Consider the following 18,152-nt stretch of genomic DNA (forward strand, 5'->3'; position numbering starts at 1 on the left):
GCGAAGATTCGAAGCAGGAGCTTAGTTTTTGATTTCCTGCAGCTGTATTGGAACAGCCCTGAACCCTGGCTCTGCATGCACCAATTCAATGGTCAGCACGCCATCAGACAAAACTGCTGTGATGTCACGAATCACCTTGGCAGAGGCGTACTCGATATCCGCATTCCCCATTCGGTAGGAGCGGGCCTTGCCCATATTGGCACTTTCCGTGAGCAGGCAGGTTAACTGCATGGACAAATAGCCATAGTGCTCATGCGCATATCGAGACATGCTGCCATTGAGCGCATCATCTTCGTTAAAGCCCGGCAGGGACATAAGCCAGGTGCGCAACATTTCACGGGCATGCTCACTCAGGATTTGGTTATGCGATAATGCGACATAGCCATCGAGTGTAAGGAATTTGCGATAGGAAGTAATGTTGAGCTCCAGTTCCCCTTTATCGCGAAGCTCAACGAGGGCGGCATGAAGCGGTTTGGCCATGGTCATGGCGCGTGAAGACCACAGATCTCCCTCCTCAGCGCCCTCATTCGAGCTCCCTAGCCAGGCTTTTACCCAGACATTTAGGTCATTTGCCGAGCAGCTGCTCCAGCGCAAGTGCGCCAGTTCTTGTGCCTGCTCCTCGCGGAGTTCTGGCCTGATACCTTGCAAGTACAGCCTCAGATTTTCGATCAAGAACCCCTTTGAAAACGCCTCTACCGAAAAAAGCACCCTGGTACCATCGTGCCTGACGGAAAGTTCACTGGGATCCACGTCACCCAGAGGGATTTTCAGGCGGGTTGTGTTGCCCAGGGCGTGCACAGCAAATCGATCCGCCAGAGGATCTATTTCGTAATCCCGGAGGGAGAAGGGCTTCTTGGTGCCAGCGACCTCATCAAACAGGTCAACTACTGCCGTGGTGAGCAGCTCAAAACCTTTGCCTGCCTTGTAAAATGCATCGCGAATTGGGGACTTATTCATGGAAAGATCTCTCTTGTTTTTATGAGGGGATGTTTGAACGTGTGCCCAGCATCATCAGATCGCGACCCGTGGGTTGCTGGTGAACGGCTAGGCCGAATTCTGGCATGATTGCCAATATATGGTCAAAGATATCAGCCTGGATCTTCTCATACTCCGTCCAGACGGAAGTGTTGGTGAAGGCATAGATCTCAATGGGAAGTCCATGTGGTGTTGGATTCATGTGCCGGCACATGAGGGTGCGATCTTGGTGGATCCCAGGGTGGTTGCGCAGGTACAGCTCCAGGTACGCCCGGAAGCTGCCCAGATTGGTGATCCTGCGGGTATTGACCAGCTCGCGGCTATCGGCGGGCAGGTTTTGATTCCAAAGCTCCAGCTCGGTCTCCTTGGCCTTCAGGTAATCCTTGAGCAGGCCGAAGCGGCTGAGGTTGGCTTTTTCCGCCTCATCCATGAAATGCACGGTGGATTGATCGATGTAAAAGGCTTTTTTGATCCTGCGGCTATTGGACTGGGTCATCTGGCGATACGACACGAAGCTTTCTGTGATCAATTTATTTATGGGTATGCTAGAAATTGAGAGATCGTAATTCTCCACTCGCACTGTATGTAAAGCAATATCGATAACCACGCCATCGGCATTGAATTGATCCATTTTAATCCAGTCGCCGAGCTTCACCATTCCCCCGGCATTGATCTGCACCGCCGCTACGGTTGAAAGAATGGTGCCCTGGAAAATCAACAGCAGCACGGCAGCGAGGGCACCCAGGCCTGACAAGAGAATCAGTGGCGATCGGTCTACCAGGGTCGCGATGCAGAGGATCAGGGTGACGATGGCCAATAGCAGGCGGATGACCTGGATGTAGCCCTTCATCGACCGAAACTTGGCCGAGGGGCGCCTTTGATACAGGGCATGGGCCATGTCCAGCAAGCCCGACAGGAACAGGGCGAAGCACAGGATGATAAAGGCGCTGCAGACATTGTTGGTGACCGTCATGGCGGCCTTGGGCAGCCCAGGGATAAAACCCACGCCGGTTGCCAGAATCCAGGCGGGAACCACGTTGGAGAGGTGTGAGATAACCTTGTGGGGCAGGCCACGACTGTTGGACTCAAACACGGTCAGGTGCAATACATGACTGATCCCCCGCACGATGACACCTTTGAGCGCGAGGTTTGCCAGCCAGGCGCCCAGTAGGAGTAGGGCGCAGAGGGCTGCTGTATAAGCCAGTGGATAGTCTTGCAGCCAGGTGATACAGGCGGAAAATTGATCGTACAGCGGCAGTGCTGAGAGGGTTGTCATGGCTTTACTGGATTTTCGTTATCAATATACGCTATAGACAACAATTCTATCCAAATGGTCACGGGGTAGATAGGACTATCTGTTGATACGCTCGATGAGGTTTCGTGGCATGAATGTGAGCGCTTGCCAGCAGTCTGGAAGCGCGAACCGTTGAAAGATGCGATTGCGCAGGCCAGTCATGCCCCTTGCATCAGAGCGACACAGGCTGATGAAGGTGAGCGGGCAGTTGATGACTTTGGCAAAGTCAGCCCTAAGAGAGGCTTCCACGCGCTGATCAGCAAACACGCACGCGATCACGATCTCGCTCACGGTGCTGTTCTCAAGGATCTCCAGGATCTGGGCACGGACTGCAGCGCAATCACCGATCACCACTTGCCACACTACAACACAACCCAAGGCGGAGCCTCCGGGATCGACATAGCGATGCACCACGTTGGCAAATGACTGACCCAAGGTGACGTACTGCTTCATCCAGTACACCAGCACGCCTTCTGTGCTGGCAGGCGCCAAGCGATCCAGCAGCAGATCGGCTTCTTCAGCCATCAATGACCATGTTGTAGGCGTGCAGTGATCTCGGATCCTCTGGTTCAGCGCTGAGATGGCCAGGTAGAGTGCATCCGCCGCATCCTCGCACTCGGGGTCGGCCAGCGCCTGGATAACCTCATGCAGAGACAGCGTCGACATGGAATTAGTGCAGCTGGCTTCTGGAAGGTGAGCCTTCCTGGGCCGGAACATGCAGTCGGGCCATGATCTGGTCGATATGCGCCATATGCAATTCGGTCACGAAGACGTCCAGGTCGATGTTGTGCAGGCGGAACACGGCTGCCGACTCGTCGCCCAGGTTCAGGTGGTGGCAATACAGGTGATGCTTGAACTCGGCGGGAGAGGCGGCCTTGAGGTGCTCAACCGTTTCGGCAAACTGCTCGATCCAGGCCTCGGTTTCAGCGTACTTCTCCGGCGAATAACCTTCAGCCTCCTGGCCAAAGCGGAAGCGACTTTCCTTGAGCGAGTCCTGTAGCAGGCACAGCGTGCTGTACACCGACTCGTCGGGCGCGGCATCGAGCGACTGCTGGATCTGTTCGCAGATCAGCTCTGGCGCGGTGCTTAGGCGTTTAAAGCGCGCATAGCATGCCGCAAAGTCTGCCGGCGCATCGTCCGTAGGGATAAAGACCTGGATGTTTCGGTGCTGCCCAGCATGAAGAATGATGCCAGAGAACGCCTTTTGTTCATCATCGTAGAGCATATGCATGAGTCAGTCCCCGAATGAGAGTTCGGCCAATATAGAGATAAAGCTTTCGGATCGCAAGGGGCCGGCGCGGTCTGTTTGCCAAGCGATCACCTTCCGCCATAAACTGAAATCAAAAAGAGCTTCAATATCCATGAAAATCAAGAACCCATCCCGGTTTCTCGCCACTGCGGCATTCGTCGCGTGTGCCAGTCTGGGCCTTGCTGCCCCCAGTTTTGCCCAGCAGGCTTCGGTCAACCCAGATGCGCCAACCAGCCTTCAAGCGAGCATCGGTGAGCTTCCGCTTCTCAACGGGGTCAACCTGGAAGGACGTTCAGTGCGAATGGTCAACGAGCAGGACTTGCCCGCCACGCTGCGCCAGGCGATTCGCCAACAATCCGGGGGCGGCGCCATGCGCTTGAACACTAAGGACAACAACATTCTGTGTAGCGTGACTGTGCAGGCGCACGCGGATGCACCGGGTATGCCCGGCACGGTGTACTACAAGCTGTCCTACCAGAATGAAGAGAATGTGCTGGTCGATCGCAACGTCTATGACTTCTACATGGCAGCGCACGAGCTGAGCCACTGCTTCAACCATGCAAGCCAGGCGTCCAACAGGCAGTTGATCGCCTTACAGAACAGCCCCAATTTTGCGGCCTATGCCCCCATCCTGCACCTGCTGGACTCCTCAATCCGCGAGACCTATGCAGACTTTTCTGCGGCGCTGCTGGGCGCCAGCAAGACCGGGGACTGGAGTGTGTTCAGCAAGGCCGTCATGCCGTTTCGCGCCAGCCTGCCCGACCTGAAGCACCTGACCCTCAATGCCACGGCCAATCTCGTTAACGGCATAGACCCCAAGACCCTCAAAGGCATGAGCTTCGAACAGGTTAACGCCCTGGCGAACAAGCATTTCAAACTGCGCTTCATGAATGCCGCAGGCGAGATTGACATGCGCAGCGCTGGCGTTTTGGATGTGGTCTCAGAACTGGCCTATACAGGCGAGCGGTTGAGAATCCTCTCTTCGATCGATATCTACAAGAACGATGCGACTTTGTTCCTCAACACCTCGAACCTGGTTCGTGGCTTTGGCGAGGCGGTGTACACCAAGCCGATTGCACGGGCCGACGACTTTGCGTTTATCTCGGCGCTGCATGTCGTGGATGCCAGGCTGATGGGCCGCTTTTCAAAAGAGGAGCGCAACAATACCCGCGATGGTCGCCAGCTGGCGCTGGAGTTTGGCGCAGCCATGGCCACCAAGGAGCGATTGGAGAGGGCCGTTGATGGGTACTTCAGCAAGGTGCTGTTCAAGCAGCCCAGCCAGATCGATCGGTATGTTGAGAGCGTTCAGAGCTGGAGCAAACGTACCACAGCACCGGGTGCCGAACTACTTTTGGGCGCAAAGCTCAAAGATTTCATCGCCGAGAACGTGCGTTTTGACAACAGGGCCCCAACACAGGCCAGCAGAGCAGGGCTTGATGCGCGCACTCAGGAGCGTTTTGGGGTTGTCAGAGGTGGGGCAGACGCAGGCCTGCGCACTGACGATCAACAGATGTCGACGCAGGCTGCACAACAGCGCAACACACAGACCGACAATGCTGACTATGATCGTTGACTGAGTGAGACGCTCACGGCCAGAGGGGGTGGTATTCCAGTCACCTGAGCTGTACAGGGGCTGCTATAGTAGCTGAACGCCCCGTCTGGCCCGAGCAATGCCGGAAAAGACGGGCCAATTTCAGCCAAAGAGCAGACAGGAAGTCGAATGATGAGCGTTGAAGCCGCCCTCGTAGCCCTTGAAACGGTCACCGCGCCCAAGAGGGTGGTCTCGACAATGCACTGCGCTCCGGATGTGTTCACCGGCAGCCACTACCCGACCTACCTCGATCGTTTCATTGAAGATCATCCCAACCCTTTGAGCAGCGCCTGCAGCCGAGGCGACAATGTCCTGCTCAAGCTGCTGCTCAATCACGGGGTGCGGCCAACCCAGGATACTCAAGATCCACTGATCATTGCCGCAGCCATGCGCAATCAGGCGGGCGTGGCGCTCTTGCTTCAACATGGCGCCAACCCCAATCTTCGGAGCCAATCGGGGTTGCGTGGGCCTGTCCACGCGGCGATTGGCAAAGATCCGCAATGGGCGGTTCAGATTCGCCTTAACCCTATCTGGAGGGCGGAGGCCAGGCGACTGCCCGCAGACCGACTGAGCGCGGATTTTGAGCGTGCCGAGCGCGATATCATTCGTTTGCTCGCCCATGCCGGGGCAGACCTGAACAACGACCTTGGGGGCTTCGAAACCCCGCTGCACGTGGCGATCCTGGATTCGAATATCGAGATGCAGGCACTGCTGCTTCGACTGGGTGCCGACCTGGATATTCCCAACTACTGGGGTGCCACGGCTAGGCACCTTCTGGGCCCGGAGCTGACCCGGATGCTGATTGACCTGGCCATTGGCTGAAGCAACCACGCAATGCATTTAAGGGCCCCAGAGAAGGCCGCAGTCAGGTGCTCCAGCGTTTGCTTGCAGCCTGGACAAATCGAATTCCGGACAGGCAGGTCGTTATGCTGCCCCATGGGGGCTGGCCCCTGGCTACAATGCCAGCTCACCCTCCAGCAGCTCTGCCAGAAGGGGCTCTGACAGCCTTCCCAGATCCATCTCCAGGCAACCACTCAGGTGAAGCATGAAGGATTGGCCGAGGCTCAGTTGAACGTTTTCGAACGCCTGGGGATTGTTCCGATACTCGCGCTCCAGCAGCATGTGGTACACCGCCTGTCTCTCATGCCGCTGGCTGGTTTTGGGGGAATGCCATGCAGCAAGGACAAAGACTGGGGGTATCCTGGCGCCCAATTTCAGTAGGGTGCCAATCTCAAAAGGAGTGTCGACTGGCGTCTTGTGTCCCGTGGCAACTTCCAGCCAGACATCGCGGAAATCCCGGCGCAGCCAGGGAATTGTGTCGCGTTTCGTGGTGGCCCGACTGAGCACTTCCTTGTGTTGCGCCCACAAGGATTCTTGCAAGGGCGTGCACATACCCTGAGCCATCCACGGGATCATGAGAGCCACCCGTCGATTCCGGTACAACTCGAACAGAAGGCGTGGCGTCTCAATGGGGATCAAGCCGTCAGCCACATTGATCCACCTGGGTCGACCGGTTTCTATCACATGGATTTTTTCTGTTCGAAAATGCTCAAGGGCAGTCATTTTCAACGCTCTGGCTTTGATTGGGATGAACACGATGGTGGCAACAGGGATTCAGGTAGACGGTATCGACATACATCAATATATGCAATAATCGCACATATGAATATATCTCCCAGGGAATCACCATGAAGCTCGTTATCCCCCGCCTGAAGGCCGATCATCTCGCTCTGACCAAAAAGTGGACATTTCACCTGCACCATGAGGAGCGTAACGCCTCCCTCGGCGCGCACCTGAATATTGCCGCAAAGAAATTCCACTGGAGCAACAAGGACAACCTCGCCACCGAGGTCACCTTACCCAAAGGGACGGTCATGACGGTCGATCGCTACTACATCCGACAGGGGAACGAGCAGTTTGACTCGATCACCTTCCTGGTGCATGAGATCGACGGCAAGGTGCTGAAGAAGAAGCTGCGCTTCTGGGTGAAACTCGATGAAGCGCTGACGCTGGATTTCAAATACCTCTGAGCGGTACCGGGCTGTCGGATAATCCTTGTTCTCTGAGTAGCTCACACCTCCTCAGAGCGCCAGATCGATCTCCAGGGCCTGGGCGATCTCTTGTTCGCGCATGTGTTGCTTGCACTGATCCCAGCCAAAGATCTTGAAGAACTTGAGTGCTCGCTGACTGTCCAGGTGATGCAGCAGGGTGGGGTGCTCGCCGATCGGCATGAAGTAGCTTTTCACGTAGCTTCCCATGCCCTTCAGATTCAGTCCGCCTAGGTAGCGCAGAGCCATGGCCGGGTCTTTGTCAATCAGCAGGTCGAGCCAGTCGATTTTGGAGGGCAATCGATCCACAGTCCGATAGCTGTCGCCGATATTCACCTGCCGTGTTTTGGCCATGATGCCATCGGGGTGATTGGCGGCGATGCTCTCCAGTGAAACGCGCTGGATCTCCCCGAGGAAATAGCCGTCCCTCAGGCATTCGAGCAAAAGCGCAAACATTCGCTGGCCATCCTCATCCTGCAGTTGCTTGGCATCCATGGAGGTAATGGGCACCAGGTTGAAAAGGTGCTCAATGAGTGCGCGATCCAGGCGTTTATCGCCCTGGTTGCGCTCCTGCACATCCTGGTATCCAATCCTTCCCAGCAGCCAGTCCAGGGCCGTCTCGTACCGATCAGCGATGCTTGGATGAACTGTGCCGTCGTCTTGCAAGGGCGGGGTAATATTAGACAATTTCATGCTGGTGCCTCAGAGTCCCAAATCGCTTTCAAGTTGGCGCACGTACAAGGCATCGCATGCCTTGGCAATCTGCGCGTCGAGCTTGGCCGAAATCAGGCCGTCCGCCATGCGTTCACTGGTGCAGGCAAACGCGTTGACCGTGGCCGCAATGTGCTGGCGCAGCGCAGGCTCGGCCTTCCACAGCCTGTTCGCGATCTTGACCATCATGGCGGGCTGATCCTGTTCTGGGATGTCAAAGCCCGCCCACTGGCTACCCGGCCTGGACAGGTGAAGGTACAGCGAGGCCTGGGCGAATCGCTTGCTGCCGGCAGAGGCTTGCCTCAGGGCCGCCATTACCGTGTCCTCCATGGGATGACCGAGATCCTCCATCACCACGAAATGCTCCATGACCATCGGCCAGCTTCGCTGTGCCACGGCATATCGCGTGCACAAGCCGTCCAGTCCAAGTCGCTTGAAGAACTGCGCCATACCCAGAGCCAGTGGATCATCGATCAGGAATTTGAAGTTGAGTCCGGCAAGCAGTTTTTCATGGTGGTCGCATACGAAGGCTTCCAACGCCATCCGCACCGGCTCGTCGCACGCAAGGCTAAGCTCGTATGTCCAGCGACAAAGCTGCTGGGTGAAGTCTTTCGGGTAGGTACCGACGTCGAACCCCATGTACTTTTTGGCCAACTGGAGAAACAACTGGTGTTCATTGTGCTGCACCAGCAGGGGAATGAAGCGATACAGTGAGAAGTCACGCAGGTGCAGGTTCTGCTTGACGAGCAGCGGGAAAAACACGCCAGGGTTGGCAACGTTGTGCAGCGTCGATTGGTATTTCAGATGTTGATCGCCCAGGTCACACCCCACGGTCTCCATCAGCAGGCGGGTTGTCCTGACTGGAATGCCCTGGGTGAAGTACAGCTTCTGTAATTGCTCCAGGTGCCCGGCGCCCAGCAGTTCCGACTCGTTGCGAAACAAGCGGGCATGGGTATAGGCCGCCTTGAGGCTGACGAGCAGGGGCTCGATGACTTCTGGCTGCATGTCCTGGGGCTTCATGGCCAGGATATGCTCCAGCTGCTGGGTGGCTTTATCGATCAGCCGGTTCACAGCCCAAGCTCCTCCTGCAGGCGCGATTCGGGGAAGCCGGGTATGTCCATCAGGTATTCCAGCGGGTAGAGGTTTCGAATCTCCTTGATTACCTCCTCTTCAACCTTGATATGGCTTGCCACGTATTGACGCATGAACTCGGCACGCTTGCTCTCGATGTCAGGCTGAGCCTTGTGCCGCTCAAAGGCTTTTTGAACGATCACTGCCTGGGCTTTCAGGTTTTCCACCCGGCCCTGACCGCCCCCAAAGGCACAGACTTTTGGCGGAGGGGCAAACCAGCAGTCCCTTCCATGAATTTTATTCATCTCAGCAACCGCATCGTCACTGTCGAATACCCACCGGTTTTCCTGATCCTGAATGAAATATTCGACAAACGCGGCGAAGGTGCCCAAGCTTTTGGTGCTCTGGCTGAGCGAGGCGAGCATCCAGAGCGACAGTTTGGTATCAAACGCCTGCTCTGCCAGCATGAGCTCATCCCTGTTTTCGAGACCTTCGCGGCTGTGCAAATACAAGTCCAGTGCCAGCTTGGGCAGCCCCAGTTGCGCCAGTTCACGCAGGGCGGGTCTGTCGGAGGCCCGCAGGCACGGCTCTCGGCGATTGCTGGTACTTAGCGACCATTCACAAATTTCTTCGATGCGCGGGGCCATGCGCTCCAGGAACTGCCTGAAGAAGAGGTCTCGACCACCCTTGATGAACAGCGCCACCACCTGATTGTCGAACGAAAAGGGGCTGTCGTGCAGGTCTTCGTCGTGCAGCAGGCCCTCGATCAGCTTCGCGGCGAGCTGGTGATTGTTGTGCGTCAGCAGCGTGTCAATGAGTTCTAGTGAGCGCACGAGCCGGGGGCGGCCTCACTGCGCACTTCAACTTCATCGACCAGGTGGTTGGCCCGAAAGAAACCATTTTTGAGGATGTTGTCGACCAGCTTGTTGTCTGAGCCCGAGTGATCCTGCAGCAAGAATGGCGCAGCCAGCCAGGGTTCCAGTGGGCAATGCTCCGCCACAAAGGTGCGGTACAGACGCTCTTTGCTCAGCCCACTGTACTTCTTGGCGAAGGTGTAAACGGGCTCACGCAGGGTCTGCAGGTGCTCCTGGGCGAAGAGGGCCGCCTGGTGGTGGCCGGTTGAGAAGGCCTGGTTCATGTGCTGGGTGTATTGCTGCGCGTTCTGTCGTGCAGATTTCCAATCCCGATCAATGAGATTGGTGAGGATCACGCTCATCTGATTGCGAAAGTGTTGTTTGGTGAATGCCGGCTGAGTCATCGGAGATCTCCTTCAATAAATCATTAAAGCATGGCCTCACGAAGTGTTGCCACCCGCGTCGCACAACGTGGACGTTGAAACGGTGCATCTGCCAGAATGAAGCAATGCAACCGGCACAGACCTACTCGAACGCCCATGAAAAACCCTATTTTCGGTACCTCGCTTCCCATTGAACTCAAGCCCGAGCGTGTTCAGGTGGTCAGTCAATTTGCTGATGAGGCCCTTGAATTGGCCATGGCCCACGATCAGCAATTCACAACTCTTGCTGAAATGGCGGAAGAGAATGGATATTGGGACGAGGCTCACCTTGATGAGTTCATTAAAAGCCAGCACGGCCTCAAGTTGCTAAGTCATTTTTTTGAACGCGGTGTGCTTGATATTGCCACCTTGATTGTTGCAGACAAGGTCGAGGATATTGATGATTTTTGGGGCAATTTTGCCACCTTTGAGCTTGAGGAACTGCGCAAGGATCTGATGCAGTACGGGCTTCATGGCTTGCATTTTCGCAGCAATATGCCCACTCAAGACCACCGGCTGGCGGCGGTGAAGTTGCTTTCACAGCGGCTGTTTGACCTGCAGTCTGAAGCTTATACAACGGATCCATGCTTCCCGTTGGGAGCGCTGTCGTGTTTGATCAAGCTTGATTATGAGAAGGAATTCCAGCATGCCCGGCAGGTAGAAGAGGGTGCTGAGCTGGCGGATGACATCCCAAGGGCGAACAGACATCATTTGAACGCCCTGCTTGGTTTGGGTCTTGAGACTACAGAAGGCAAGCCGTGGAGCCTGAAACGGGCTGTGGACTACTTCCTTAGCTATGAAGGACAGTATGATTACCCGACGCTAAAGGATACCCTCAAGCCGCAGAAACTGGCCAACATGATTCAGCTTGGGTTTAGGTGCCTTGTCTACAATCGCGGCTATCAGCTAAAAGCGGCTCAAGGTTGTGCGCGGATGACTGATTTCGAGCTGATGAGAGCGGTCGAACCGACAATCGATCGCTTGCTTACCCCGTTCAAGGCTTCCCCGGAATTCAATCAGGCGCTCAAGCGCCAGGTGTTAATCAACCTCTTCAGTGCATTTCCATCAGGATTGGCCTTATTGGACGCTCAGCCCGAAGAGCTTCAAGGGGTCATTCTTGATCCAGTGCTTCGCAGTCACCCAGATGCCAGGTATTTCGCCACCACCCTGGCTGGGCCAACGCACCTGTTCGCCGCCAACCGCTCTGCGCCCAAACAACACAAGGCCACGCAAGTGGCTGAATTCCTGCAGGCCGCTGGTTACCCGATTCACATCGACATCGCCTGCAAGGGGTGGCTGTCCACCCTGGGCCAGACCGGAAATCTGATTGATCACGCCGAAGGCAAGTCTGATGTTCTGGACGCGTTTTTCAGTGAGTCGCGTACGCTCGACGATACCCCGTTCGGGACAGCCCTCAGCCTGCTGACGCCCGAATACCTGGCACATTACAGCGATAGTGCCGTGATCAACCTGATCAAGGCGGGTGCGCAGATCAGCTGTCCCGAGGCTGGGTATCTGACCTACCGGCGTGCGTGCGCAGCCATCGACTTGCGCGACTTCTTCGCCGCCAGGGCCGACATGATTCCAGTCGTGCTTAGCGCACTGGAGAAGGACGACCTGATCAGCATTCACGCCTTCAAGCTCTGCGGGTTTGGCAGGCGCGAGCTGACCCTTCTGGATAATCCGCCCGGCTCACTGAATGAGCATATTCTTGGCGGTGACCTCGGCCTGTAGCCGCTGCCCAGGCGCTGGACGTGGGATTTACGGCTCTGCCACACTTGGGTTAATAGCCTTTACAGACCTGGTCAGCCAGGGGCAGGGATTTTGTGAGCCAATTATTCAAGAACGGCCAGACCTTCGAACTCGCGGCTGAGCGGGAAGCGCTCTTCGAGCGTTTTGCGTCCGGGGTGCTAGCGTTTGCCGCAATTTCCGGCTACGAGTACGAGTCTGCAGAGGAAGTGTGCGCCGAACACACCCACATCTTTCGCGCATTCGTTGAATCAGACGAGGGACGCGAGCTGCTTTCGCAAATTCATGCGGGGGGAGCGCTGGACTTTTTCACCCTGTATGTGAATGACGCCAGCCCCTTTGACATCAAAGACGAATGGCTGGAGTATGAATCGCCGTTCAGCTTCGCTGATCTGAGGGAAGACATCGATAACCATGGGCTTCATAGCCTGCATTTCCGCATGAACCTCGCCGACGAAGAAGGTCGCAAGTGGGGGGTCACCACCATTTCACGACAGCTCCACGACTACTTCGGCGATACCTGTCCAAATGACCTGGCGTTCCCCTTGCACAGCCTGTCTTCCTTGATCAAGGAGGACTATGACCATGAATTGAAGCTTGCCATCGATGCGGTGCGAGACATCGAAGGGGATGACACAGGCCACAAGTTCACCAAGAGCGAACTCAATGCGCTCCTCAACCTGTTTGCTCGGGTCGATTTTGAGCCGGAGCAGGCCAATGCACTGGACACAGGCATGGCCAAGTTCATGAGTGGCAGGGGGCAGTACGAAATGGAAATTGCCGCCAATACACTGCCGCGTCACCTGCTGGCGGATCAGGTTGAGCAAGGGTTGCTGGCCATGGTCTACAACTATGGCTACCGCTTGAAAGCCACAGTGCCTATCAGCAATTTCGAGCTCAAGGAGGAGGTAGAGCCCGTCATCGACCATCTGCTGGAGCAGTTCAAGAGCACACCGGAGTTCACGGTAGCTCTTAAGCGCCAGGTGATGATCAATTTGTTTAGTGCATTTCCGCGAGGCCTGGAGATGTTCGGCGCCAAGCCCGAGGAACTCCAGGGCGTCATCCTTGACCCGGTACTCAAGACCCATCCCGATGCGCAGTATTTCCTGAAAACCTTGATGGGGCCTTTAGCCTTGTTCCGCGCCGACAAGTCCGCCGTCGAGGAGAGCAAAGCATCCTCAGTAATCGACTACCTGACCGCAGCCGGCTACCCGATCACGGTTGAAATGGCGAGCCGAGGTTTGCTGTTTGATCGGCCTGAATTTAGCGCCCTCATTCACCATGAAGGTGGCGAGTCCGCCGTGCTGGATGCCTACCTGGCCGAGGATCGCTCTGCTGACAAGATGCCACGCCATGTCATCAAGGCATTGATGCGCCCGGAGTACCTGCGCAGCTACAGCGATCGGGCCGCACTCAACATCCTGCGCACGGGCCTGAATTTGCGGGCGGCTGAGATCAATCAAGACCGTCTGCCCAAGCTTCACCTGAAAGGGCTCTTTGCTCAACGCCCTGGCCTGATCGAGCCTGTGCTCGACCACCTGTGGAAAAATGACCTGCTCACCCCTAAGGTCTTCCAGGAGCTTGGGTTTGATCACAAAGAACTACGGCTCTTGGGCAACCGTGCCCCAGACAGCCTGGCAGAGCATGTTTTAGGTGGAGAGCTTGGTCTGTGAAACTAACTCAGTTGTTCAGCACAGTACCTCATGAGCAATTCAAGCCTTCCAGTCAAAAAGGCCAGCAGGCGTTCCTGGAGGCAGTCAATCTTGCCCTGGGTGAAGTGGCGCCCATAAAGACGTCGTTTGACAGCCTGGTCGCTCTGCATCAGCAAGAGTCTGCGGCGCTGGCGACCGTGATCCAGGCGTTGAACAGCCAAGGGCATGCCTGGATGGAGGCTACGCACAGGCTCGACTTCCAGGCCGCTTGGGTGCTCGATGGCGGCCAACTCTCGGACATTGTCAACCTCATGCAGGTTATGGACAAGGAGTATGTGCGCAACCTGGCCGAGGACTGCATCAATCTTGGAGCTCATCACCCACTGCTCCTGATTGGATACAAGGACAGCCAGTTGTCACTGACCGGTGCCAGCAAGATTCTGACTAGCCTTTTTCACCCCTCAGGGGACTGCTTCAAGGCAGTGGAGGCACTTGGGACGGACATCGATCGACTCGGGTTGGGGGCGTTTGAACATGCGCCGAAATTGGAGGATAAACCCGACATGGCCTCGGCGCTGTACCTGAATCAGTTCCACCCAGGCACGCAGCGCCCGGTTGGTGCGGTTGACCTGAGCTTACTTGCCTGCTCGGTTTATCACGGTTTCCTGGAGGATCCCTCCAGTGTTGATTTTGCAGTGCGCCGGACGTTGAATGTGTTGGTGTACACCCCCCACCTGCAACTCAAGGCCCGTGGGGCGGGCACGATGGAGATTGCACAGTCTGCCCAGTGTGTGATGGACGCCATTGAAGCCTACATCGGTGTGCGCCTCAGGATTGCGGAAGTTGAGGCCAATGCATTCAACACTGCCGCCCTGGCCAACCTGTTCAGCCCTTTCCCCACGGATGTCGCGCTACTGGGTATCGGCGATGATGCGCTGCACGGCCAGCCAGGATTTGAGGGACTGCCACGAGGCCAACTGGCGATCACGCTGGAAGGGCCTTTGGGCAGTTTTTCGGGCACCGACGACCATAACTCAATGGGGGTGATCGCCGAAAGCTGGGAAAACGCAGGGTATCAGATTGATCTGAACAAGGCCCTGTTTTCCCTACTGCAAGAGCACGAGAGTTTTCCCACCCTGGTCAAGTACAAAGAGACCTGTGAATTTCTAGAAGGCTGCCTGCGTCGGATTGTTGCCGATGGCCCTGTTGATACCGAGCTCACCCAATTCCTGAGCAATCACATTTCACTGCTCAATTTCGAGAAGCTGCCCCCCGAGTCCCAAATTGGCTACCTGGGGATTCGTGTGCACGACTTTCTCGCGGGCAGGTGGTGGGAGGATGATTCGGAGCCCGAGCAGAATCCGTCTTCCCAGCTGGAGAGACACCCAGCATTGATTCCTGAATTTTTAAGCTACCTGGATCGAAATGGTCAGTTGGAGGCGCAGGTTCTGGCGCTTGCCAAGCTGGGAGCAGGGGTGCTGGACGACCTGGGTGCCAGGGCCAGTGACCGCCTCAAGGAAGACTACCTGGCGCAGGATCTTGGACTCTAATCACCGGAATCGAACCATGTTGCTTACCTTTATTTTCAAGAATTTCACCCGTGAGCAATTCAGTGAGCAATTCAGCATTGAAATGCAATTGATGACCCAGGAAGTCAATAGTGAGCTGATGTGGGCCGCAGGCGGCTCATTCGGTGATAGTCCGCGCATAAGCTCGCTCTTGGATCTGAGGGAAAAATTTCCCAAAGTGTTCGAACAGGTCTGTGGCGAGCGCAAGGCGGGGCATAGCCAATTGCGCGACCGCAGTCAAAAGTTCTTTGAAAGCCCTGCCTTTCAGGCAGTGTGGCTGCTGGACGGTGCGAAGTTCACCCCCCAGACCTTGCCACTGGCCCTGTGGAGCAGCCTTGTCGAGAACTTGTGCAGACAGGGTGCGCATGGTTGGTTCTACAAGATGCCCTTTCAAGACCCCGTACTGGCCTTGAAAGCCGTGAACAACCTGATTTCGATGGTGCTCGATTCACCTTTTGCGCTGTCGAGCCTGACATGGCTGGAGAGTTCGCCATGGCGCCGAGAAGCGTTCACTTCGCTGCAAGGGTTCAACGTCAAACCAGAGCTCGCTGTTGACACCGACAAAAGACTCAAGTGGCGGGTGGCGAGTTATTTCACTGAGGGCAATGGTGAAGCCCCAGACCTCCGCTTGGCCTTGCGCGATTGGGTGTACAACGAAGCACTGCGTTTAAAATCCCAGGGCTATCCGACCCACCAGGTAGTGCATCGACTGAGCGAGCGGATCAATCTTGTGTTTGACCAAGCGTTTGGAGACAGTCAGTCCCTTCCTGTGGGGCAGTTGTATCCACTATTCCATCGCCAGGTGTTGATCAATGCCCTGGCCGCGTTTCCCGATGATCTGGCGCATCTGGATGCCTCGGCCGCCGAGTGTTACGGCCACCTCAGCGCCTCGGCTTCTGATAGCGATCGCCAATTGATTCGATCATTGACCACACAACAGCCGACCTCGCACTTGACTACAGTGTTCAACGGCCCCGTCTTCATGATCTCGGATGTAGAATCGGCGTTCACTCCGTATCACGTAGCCCTGTCTCTCGAAGATAAGGGGGTGCCAATTGACCTAGACCTCATCCTGACTGGGCATCTAAACAACCATAAGTTCACCCACAAGGCGATTGTGTGCGATTCGCAGCCAAAGTACTCCAAGGCGCTGGAGAACTTGTTCGCAAGCCTCCCCCATTTTCAGGACAAATCAACACCTCAAGCACGCAAGATCGTTGACTACGCCACCCTGATATCTCCTCCTGAGCACTATTCGACCGCAGCTAAATTTGGCTTCGTAGTCGGTTTGATCGAGAACGCCAGATTGAAACTGGCAAATGGTGAATACCTTTCCAGTCGGCATCATCCCGCCTACGAGTTCCAGGATGATGCGCCACTATGGGACGAGGTGCTGGGGTATTTGCAGCGCACGGGGCCCATGGATCAGCGCCTGCTGAAATGGTGTGGGTTCGGCAGTGACGTGCTGTCCAAGCTATCCGCTGAAGATCAGGAGCGCTTGGCCGAGCATTATCTAGGGGACGACCTCGGCCTTTGAATTCGATTGCCCGAAGGGGGTCGTGATAACACACGTATTCGCAAAATTCTCATTTGGTGCGAAAGCTATTCCAAGTGGTTATTGCGGGTCGTTACCCTCCGTCATGCTATAGTTAGCTTGACCTGTTGCATCCAGCAAGCCTCCTGAGCACAATACGCAAAAACAGGTGTGAAAATGATCAGTGGAAAAAGTGACCACAGAATCCACGAGATTCGAAGCCTTCTGATTCACAGGCTTGTCGCAAAAAAGCTTCGTGAGAATCCGAAGCTAATTGAAAAGGCCTGGTCGAACATTGCGAAAGCCAGAGAAGTGGCCGACCTGGATGTTCTCAAAGAGTGGGAGGCAGTGCTGCGAGCACCCATCTCCAGAATATGCGATTTTATTGTGCGAGACACCCAGGTCGCGATACGGATGCGCCAGTCAAGTCCATTTCACGGCATCATAACGCCCGAGGAAAGGCAAGAGATCAATGAACAGATCAAGCTTAGAACATTTGATACGTGCTGCTTCGGACATAACGGGTGATCGTGAGATAATCATTGTCGGCAGTCAAGCCATACACGGCTCCCTGCATAACATACCAGATTCCGCCCAAGTGTCATTTGAAGCCGACATGTATCCGAGGAACATGCCGGAAAAATATGAGCTTATTGAGGCCTTGCTCGGCGAAGAATCAAATTTCCATAATACCTATAGCTATTACGCGCAAGGGGTTGGCCCGGAGACGGCGGTGCTTCCTTCTGACTGGGAGACTAGATCCGTCAGCATCCAGAATGCATCAACCAATCACGCATCTGGCATTTGTATCGGCTTGCATGACTTGGTGCTTTCCAAATACGCAGCTGGCAGAGAGAAGGATCATATTTACGTCGGCGAGGTGATTGCTTTAGGCGTGGTCGACAGGGATGAGCTTATTCGACTGGTTGATAAAATGCCCTCTGATCGATGTAACCATGACCACATCAAAGCTTGCATCCACAGGGATTTTTCTAAGGTAGAGTTTTCAAAAGTCATTTCCAAAATAGCTCGATGCGAGGCGGTCGTAGTTGAGATGATGTCCAGGATCGATCCAGAGATTGCTTTAGATCTCATTGAGCTCAAGGACAATGGGGATTTTAAATTTGAAAAGGTCTTGTTCGAGAAGTGTTTCGAGCCACATGAAGCGAACATCCAATCCGTCGCCAATAAGATGGATAGGGGTGGTTTGCTTCATATAAATGAGCTTAGAAAGCTGTGGGAAAAAGCCAAGTCTCTTGACCCCAATATAATGGGTGTCGGAATGGTGGGTAATTTAGTTACGAAAGCCGCAGCACTAGACAAAAACAAAGATCTCCCCAAAAGCTCGTTCTCAGAGGCCGTCAGCAATCATGCCAAGGATAAACCAGGCAAATCGAATGAGCCAAAGCCTTGATGAGGCGCATACATTGCGCT

General features: G+C 55.3%; 17 protein-coding genes. 8 read left to right on the plus strand and 9 right to left on the minus strand.

Features of this window, described 5'->3' with window-relative positions:
* Positions 1-21 precede the first annotated feature (21 nt).
* The 4 genes from DV532_RS27055 to DV532_RS27070 form a co-directional block, all read right to left on the minus strand.
* Positions 22-957 (minus strand): hypothetical protein, encoded by a 936-nt coding sequence (locus tag DV532_RS27055; RefSeq protein ID WP_056799136.1) that lies wholly within the window; start codon positions 955-957, stop codon positions 22-24.
* Between the two features lie 19 nt (positions 958-976).
* Entirely contained in the window at positions 977-2,251 is a 1,275-nt protein-coding gene (locus tag DV532_RS27060; RefSeq protein ID WP_056799132.1) for a mechanosensitive ion channel family protein, read from the minus strand.
* 75 nt (positions 2,252-2,326) lie between these two features.
* Complete coding sequence (locus DV532_RS27065; protein ID WP_056799129.1) at positions 2,327-2,935, minus strand: hypothetical protein; 609 nt, start codon at positions 2,933-2,935, stop codon at positions 2,327-2,329.
* A gap of 4 nt (positions 2,936-2,939) precedes the next feature.
* Positions 2,940-3,500 carry a hypothetical protein gene (locus DV532_RS27070; protein ID WP_156675942.1) on the minus strand — a complete coding sequence of 187 codons (561 nt, stop codon included), beginning with the start codon at positions 3,498-3,500 and terminating at the stop codon, positions 2,940-2,942.
* Here DV532_RS27070 and DV532_RS27075 point away from each other — a divergent pair.
* Positions 3,499-5,091, plus strand: coding sequence for a hypothetical protein (locus tag DV532_RS27075; RefSeq protein ID WP_156675941.1), 1,593 nt, complete (start codon positions 3,499-3,501; stop codon positions 5,089-5,091). The two genes, DV532_RS27070 and DV532_RS27075, sit on opposite strands and share 2 nt — an antisense overlap.
* Positions 5,092-5,241: 150 nt before the next feature.
* Positions 5,242-5,931 (plus strand): ankyrin repeat domain-containing protein, encoded by a 690-nt coding sequence (locus DV532_RS27080; protein ID WP_162241129.1) that lies wholly within the window; start codon positions 5,242-5,244, stop codon positions 5,929-5,931.
* 132 nt (positions 5,932-6,063) lie between these two features.
* On the opposite strand, the gene DV532_RS27085 is transcribed toward DV532_RS27080, so the two are convergent.
* Entirely contained in the window at positions 6,064-6,672 is a 609-nt protein-coding gene (locus DV532_RS27085) for a hypothetical protein (RefSeq protein WP_120715449.1), read from the minus strand.
* Positions 6,673-6,797: 125 nt separating this feature from the next.
* On the opposite strand from DV532_RS27085, the gene DV532_RS27090 reads away from it, so the two are divergent.
* Positions 6,798-7,139, plus strand: a complete 342-nt coding sequence (locus DV532_RS27090) for a hypothetical protein (protein ID WP_056799117.1) — start codon at positions 6,798-6,800, stop codon at positions 7,137-7,139.
* Between the two features lie 51 nt (positions 7,140-7,190).
* Here the strand turns inward: DV532_RS27090 and DV532_RS27095 are convergent, their stop codons facing one another.
* The 4 genes from DV532_RS27095 to DV532_RS27110 form a co-directional block, all read right to left on the minus strand.
* The gene (locus DV532_RS27095) at positions 7,191-7,733 is read right to left on the minus strand and encodes a hypothetical protein (protein WP_056799115.1); all 543 of its coding nucleotides are present in this window, start codon (positions 7,731-7,733) and stop codon (positions 7,191-7,193) included.
* A 126-nt stretch (positions 7,734-7,859) separates the two neighbouring features.
* The gene (locus DV532_RS27100) at positions 7,860-8,939 is read right to left on the minus strand and encodes a hypothetical protein (protein ID WP_056799112.1); all 1,080 of its coding nucleotides are present in this window, start codon (positions 8,937-8,939) and stop codon (positions 7,860-7,862) included.
* On the minus strand, positions 8,936-9,643 hold the full coding sequence (locus DV532_RS27105) for a hypothetical protein (RefSeq protein WP_162949003.1): 708 nt from the start codon (positions 9,641-9,643) through the stop codon (positions 8,936-8,938). Before DV532_RS27105 ends, DV532_RS27100 begins: the two co-directional genes overlap by 4 nt.
* Positions 9,644-9,759: 116 nt before the next feature.
* Positions 9,760-10,197, minus strand: coding sequence for a hypothetical protein (locus DV532_RS27110; protein WP_120715451.1), 438 nt, complete (start codon positions 10,195-10,197; stop codon positions 9,760-9,762).
* Positions 10,198-10,332: 135 nt separating this feature from the next.
* On the opposite strand from DV532_RS27110, the gene DV532_RS27115 reads away from it, so the two are divergent.
* The 5 genes from DV532_RS27115 (at position 10,333) to DV532_RS27140 (ending at position 18,132) form a co-directional block, all read left to right on the plus strand.
* Complete coding sequence (locus DV532_RS27115) at positions 10,333-11,949, plus strand: hypothetical protein (RefSeq protein ID WP_056799105.1); 1,617 nt, start codon at positions 10,333-10,335, stop codon at positions 11,947-11,949.
* Between the two features lie 92 nt (positions 11,950-12,041).
* Complete coding sequence (locus DV532_RS27120; protein ID WP_056799103.1) at positions 12,042-13,637, plus strand: hypothetical protein; 1,596 nt, start codon at positions 12,042-12,044, stop codon at positions 13,635-13,637.
* The gene (locus DV532_RS27125; protein ID WP_056799100.1) at positions 13,634-15,166 is read left to right on the plus strand and encodes a hypothetical protein; all 1,533 of its coding nucleotides are present in this window, start codon (positions 13,634-13,636) and stop codon (positions 15,164-15,166) included. Before DV532_RS27120 ends, DV532_RS27125 begins: the two co-directional genes overlap by 4 nt.
* Positions 15,167-15,182: 16 nt before the next feature.
* Positions 15,183-16,721: a hypothetical protein gene (locus tag DV532_RS27130; protein WP_056799098.1), complete on the plus strand. Its 1,539-nt coding sequence runs from the start codon at positions 15,183-15,185 to the stop codon at positions 16,719-16,721.
* Positions 16,722-17,190: 469 nt separating this feature from the next.
* Positions 17,191-18,132 carry a DUF6036 family nucleotidyltransferase gene (locus DV532_RS27140; protein ID WP_156675940.1) on the plus strand — a complete coding sequence of 314 codons (942 nt, stop codon included), beginning with the start codon at positions 17,191-17,193 and terminating at the stop codon, positions 18,130-18,132.
* The last annotated feature ends 20 nt before the right edge of the window (positions 18,133-18,152 follow it).

It is taken from the genome of Pseudomonas sp. Leaf58, assembly GCF_003627215.1.
GTDB lineage: Bacteria > Pseudomonadota > Gammaproteobacteria > Pseudomonadales > Pseudomonadaceae > Aquipseudomonas.

Excerpts from the sequence above, each read along its gene's own strand:
- DV532_RS27055 (WP_056799136.1), bottom strand. The coding sequence starts at position 957 with ATGAATAAGTCCCCAATTCGCGATGCATTTTACAAGGCAGGCAAAGGT.
- DV532_RS27130 (WP_056799098.1), top strand. The coding sequence starts at position 15,183 with ATGTTGCTTACCTTTATTTTCAAGAATTTCACCCGTGAGCAATTCAGT.
- DV532_RS27115 (WP_056799105.1), top strand. The coding sequence starts at position 10,333 with ATGAAAAACCCTATTTTCGGTACCTCGCTTCCCATTGAACTCAAGCCC.
- DV532_RS27140 (WP_156675940.1), top strand. The coding sequence starts at position 17,191 with ATGAACAGATCAAGCTTAGAACATTTGATACGTGCTGCTTCGGACATA.
- DV532_RS27090 (WP_056799117.1), top strand. The coding sequence starts at position 6,798 with ATGAAGCTCGTTATCCCCCGCCTGAAGGCCGATCATCTCGCTCTGACC.
- DV532_RS27080 (WP_162241129.1), top strand. The coding sequence starts at position 5,242 with ATGAGCGTTGAAGCCGCCCTCGTAGCCCTTGAAACGGTCACCGCGCCC.
- DV532_RS27075 (WP_156675941.1), top strand. The coding sequence starts at position 3,499 with ATGAGTCAGTCCCCGAATGAGAGTTCGGCCAATATAGAGATAAAGCTT.
- DV532_RS27060 (WP_056799132.1), bottom strand. The coding sequence starts at position 2,251 with ATGACAACCCTCTCAGCACTGCCGCTGTACGATCAATTTTCCGCCTGT.
- DV532_RS27070 (WP_156675942.1), bottom strand. The coding sequence starts at position 3,500 with ATGCATATGCTCTACGATGATGAACAAAAGGCGTTCTCTGGCATCATT.
- DV532_RS27065 (WP_056799129.1), bottom strand. The coding sequence starts at position 2,935 with ATGTCGACGCTGTCTCTGCATGAGGTTATCCAGGCGCTGGCCGACCCC.
- DV532_RS27085 (WP_120715449.1), bottom strand. The coding sequence starts at position 6,672 with ATGACTGCCCTTGAGCATTTTCGAACAGAAAAAATCCATGTGATAGAA.
- DV532_RS27110 (WP_120715451.1), bottom strand. The coding sequence starts at position 10,197 with ATGACTCAGCCGGCATTCACCAAACAACACTTTCGCAATCAGATGAGC.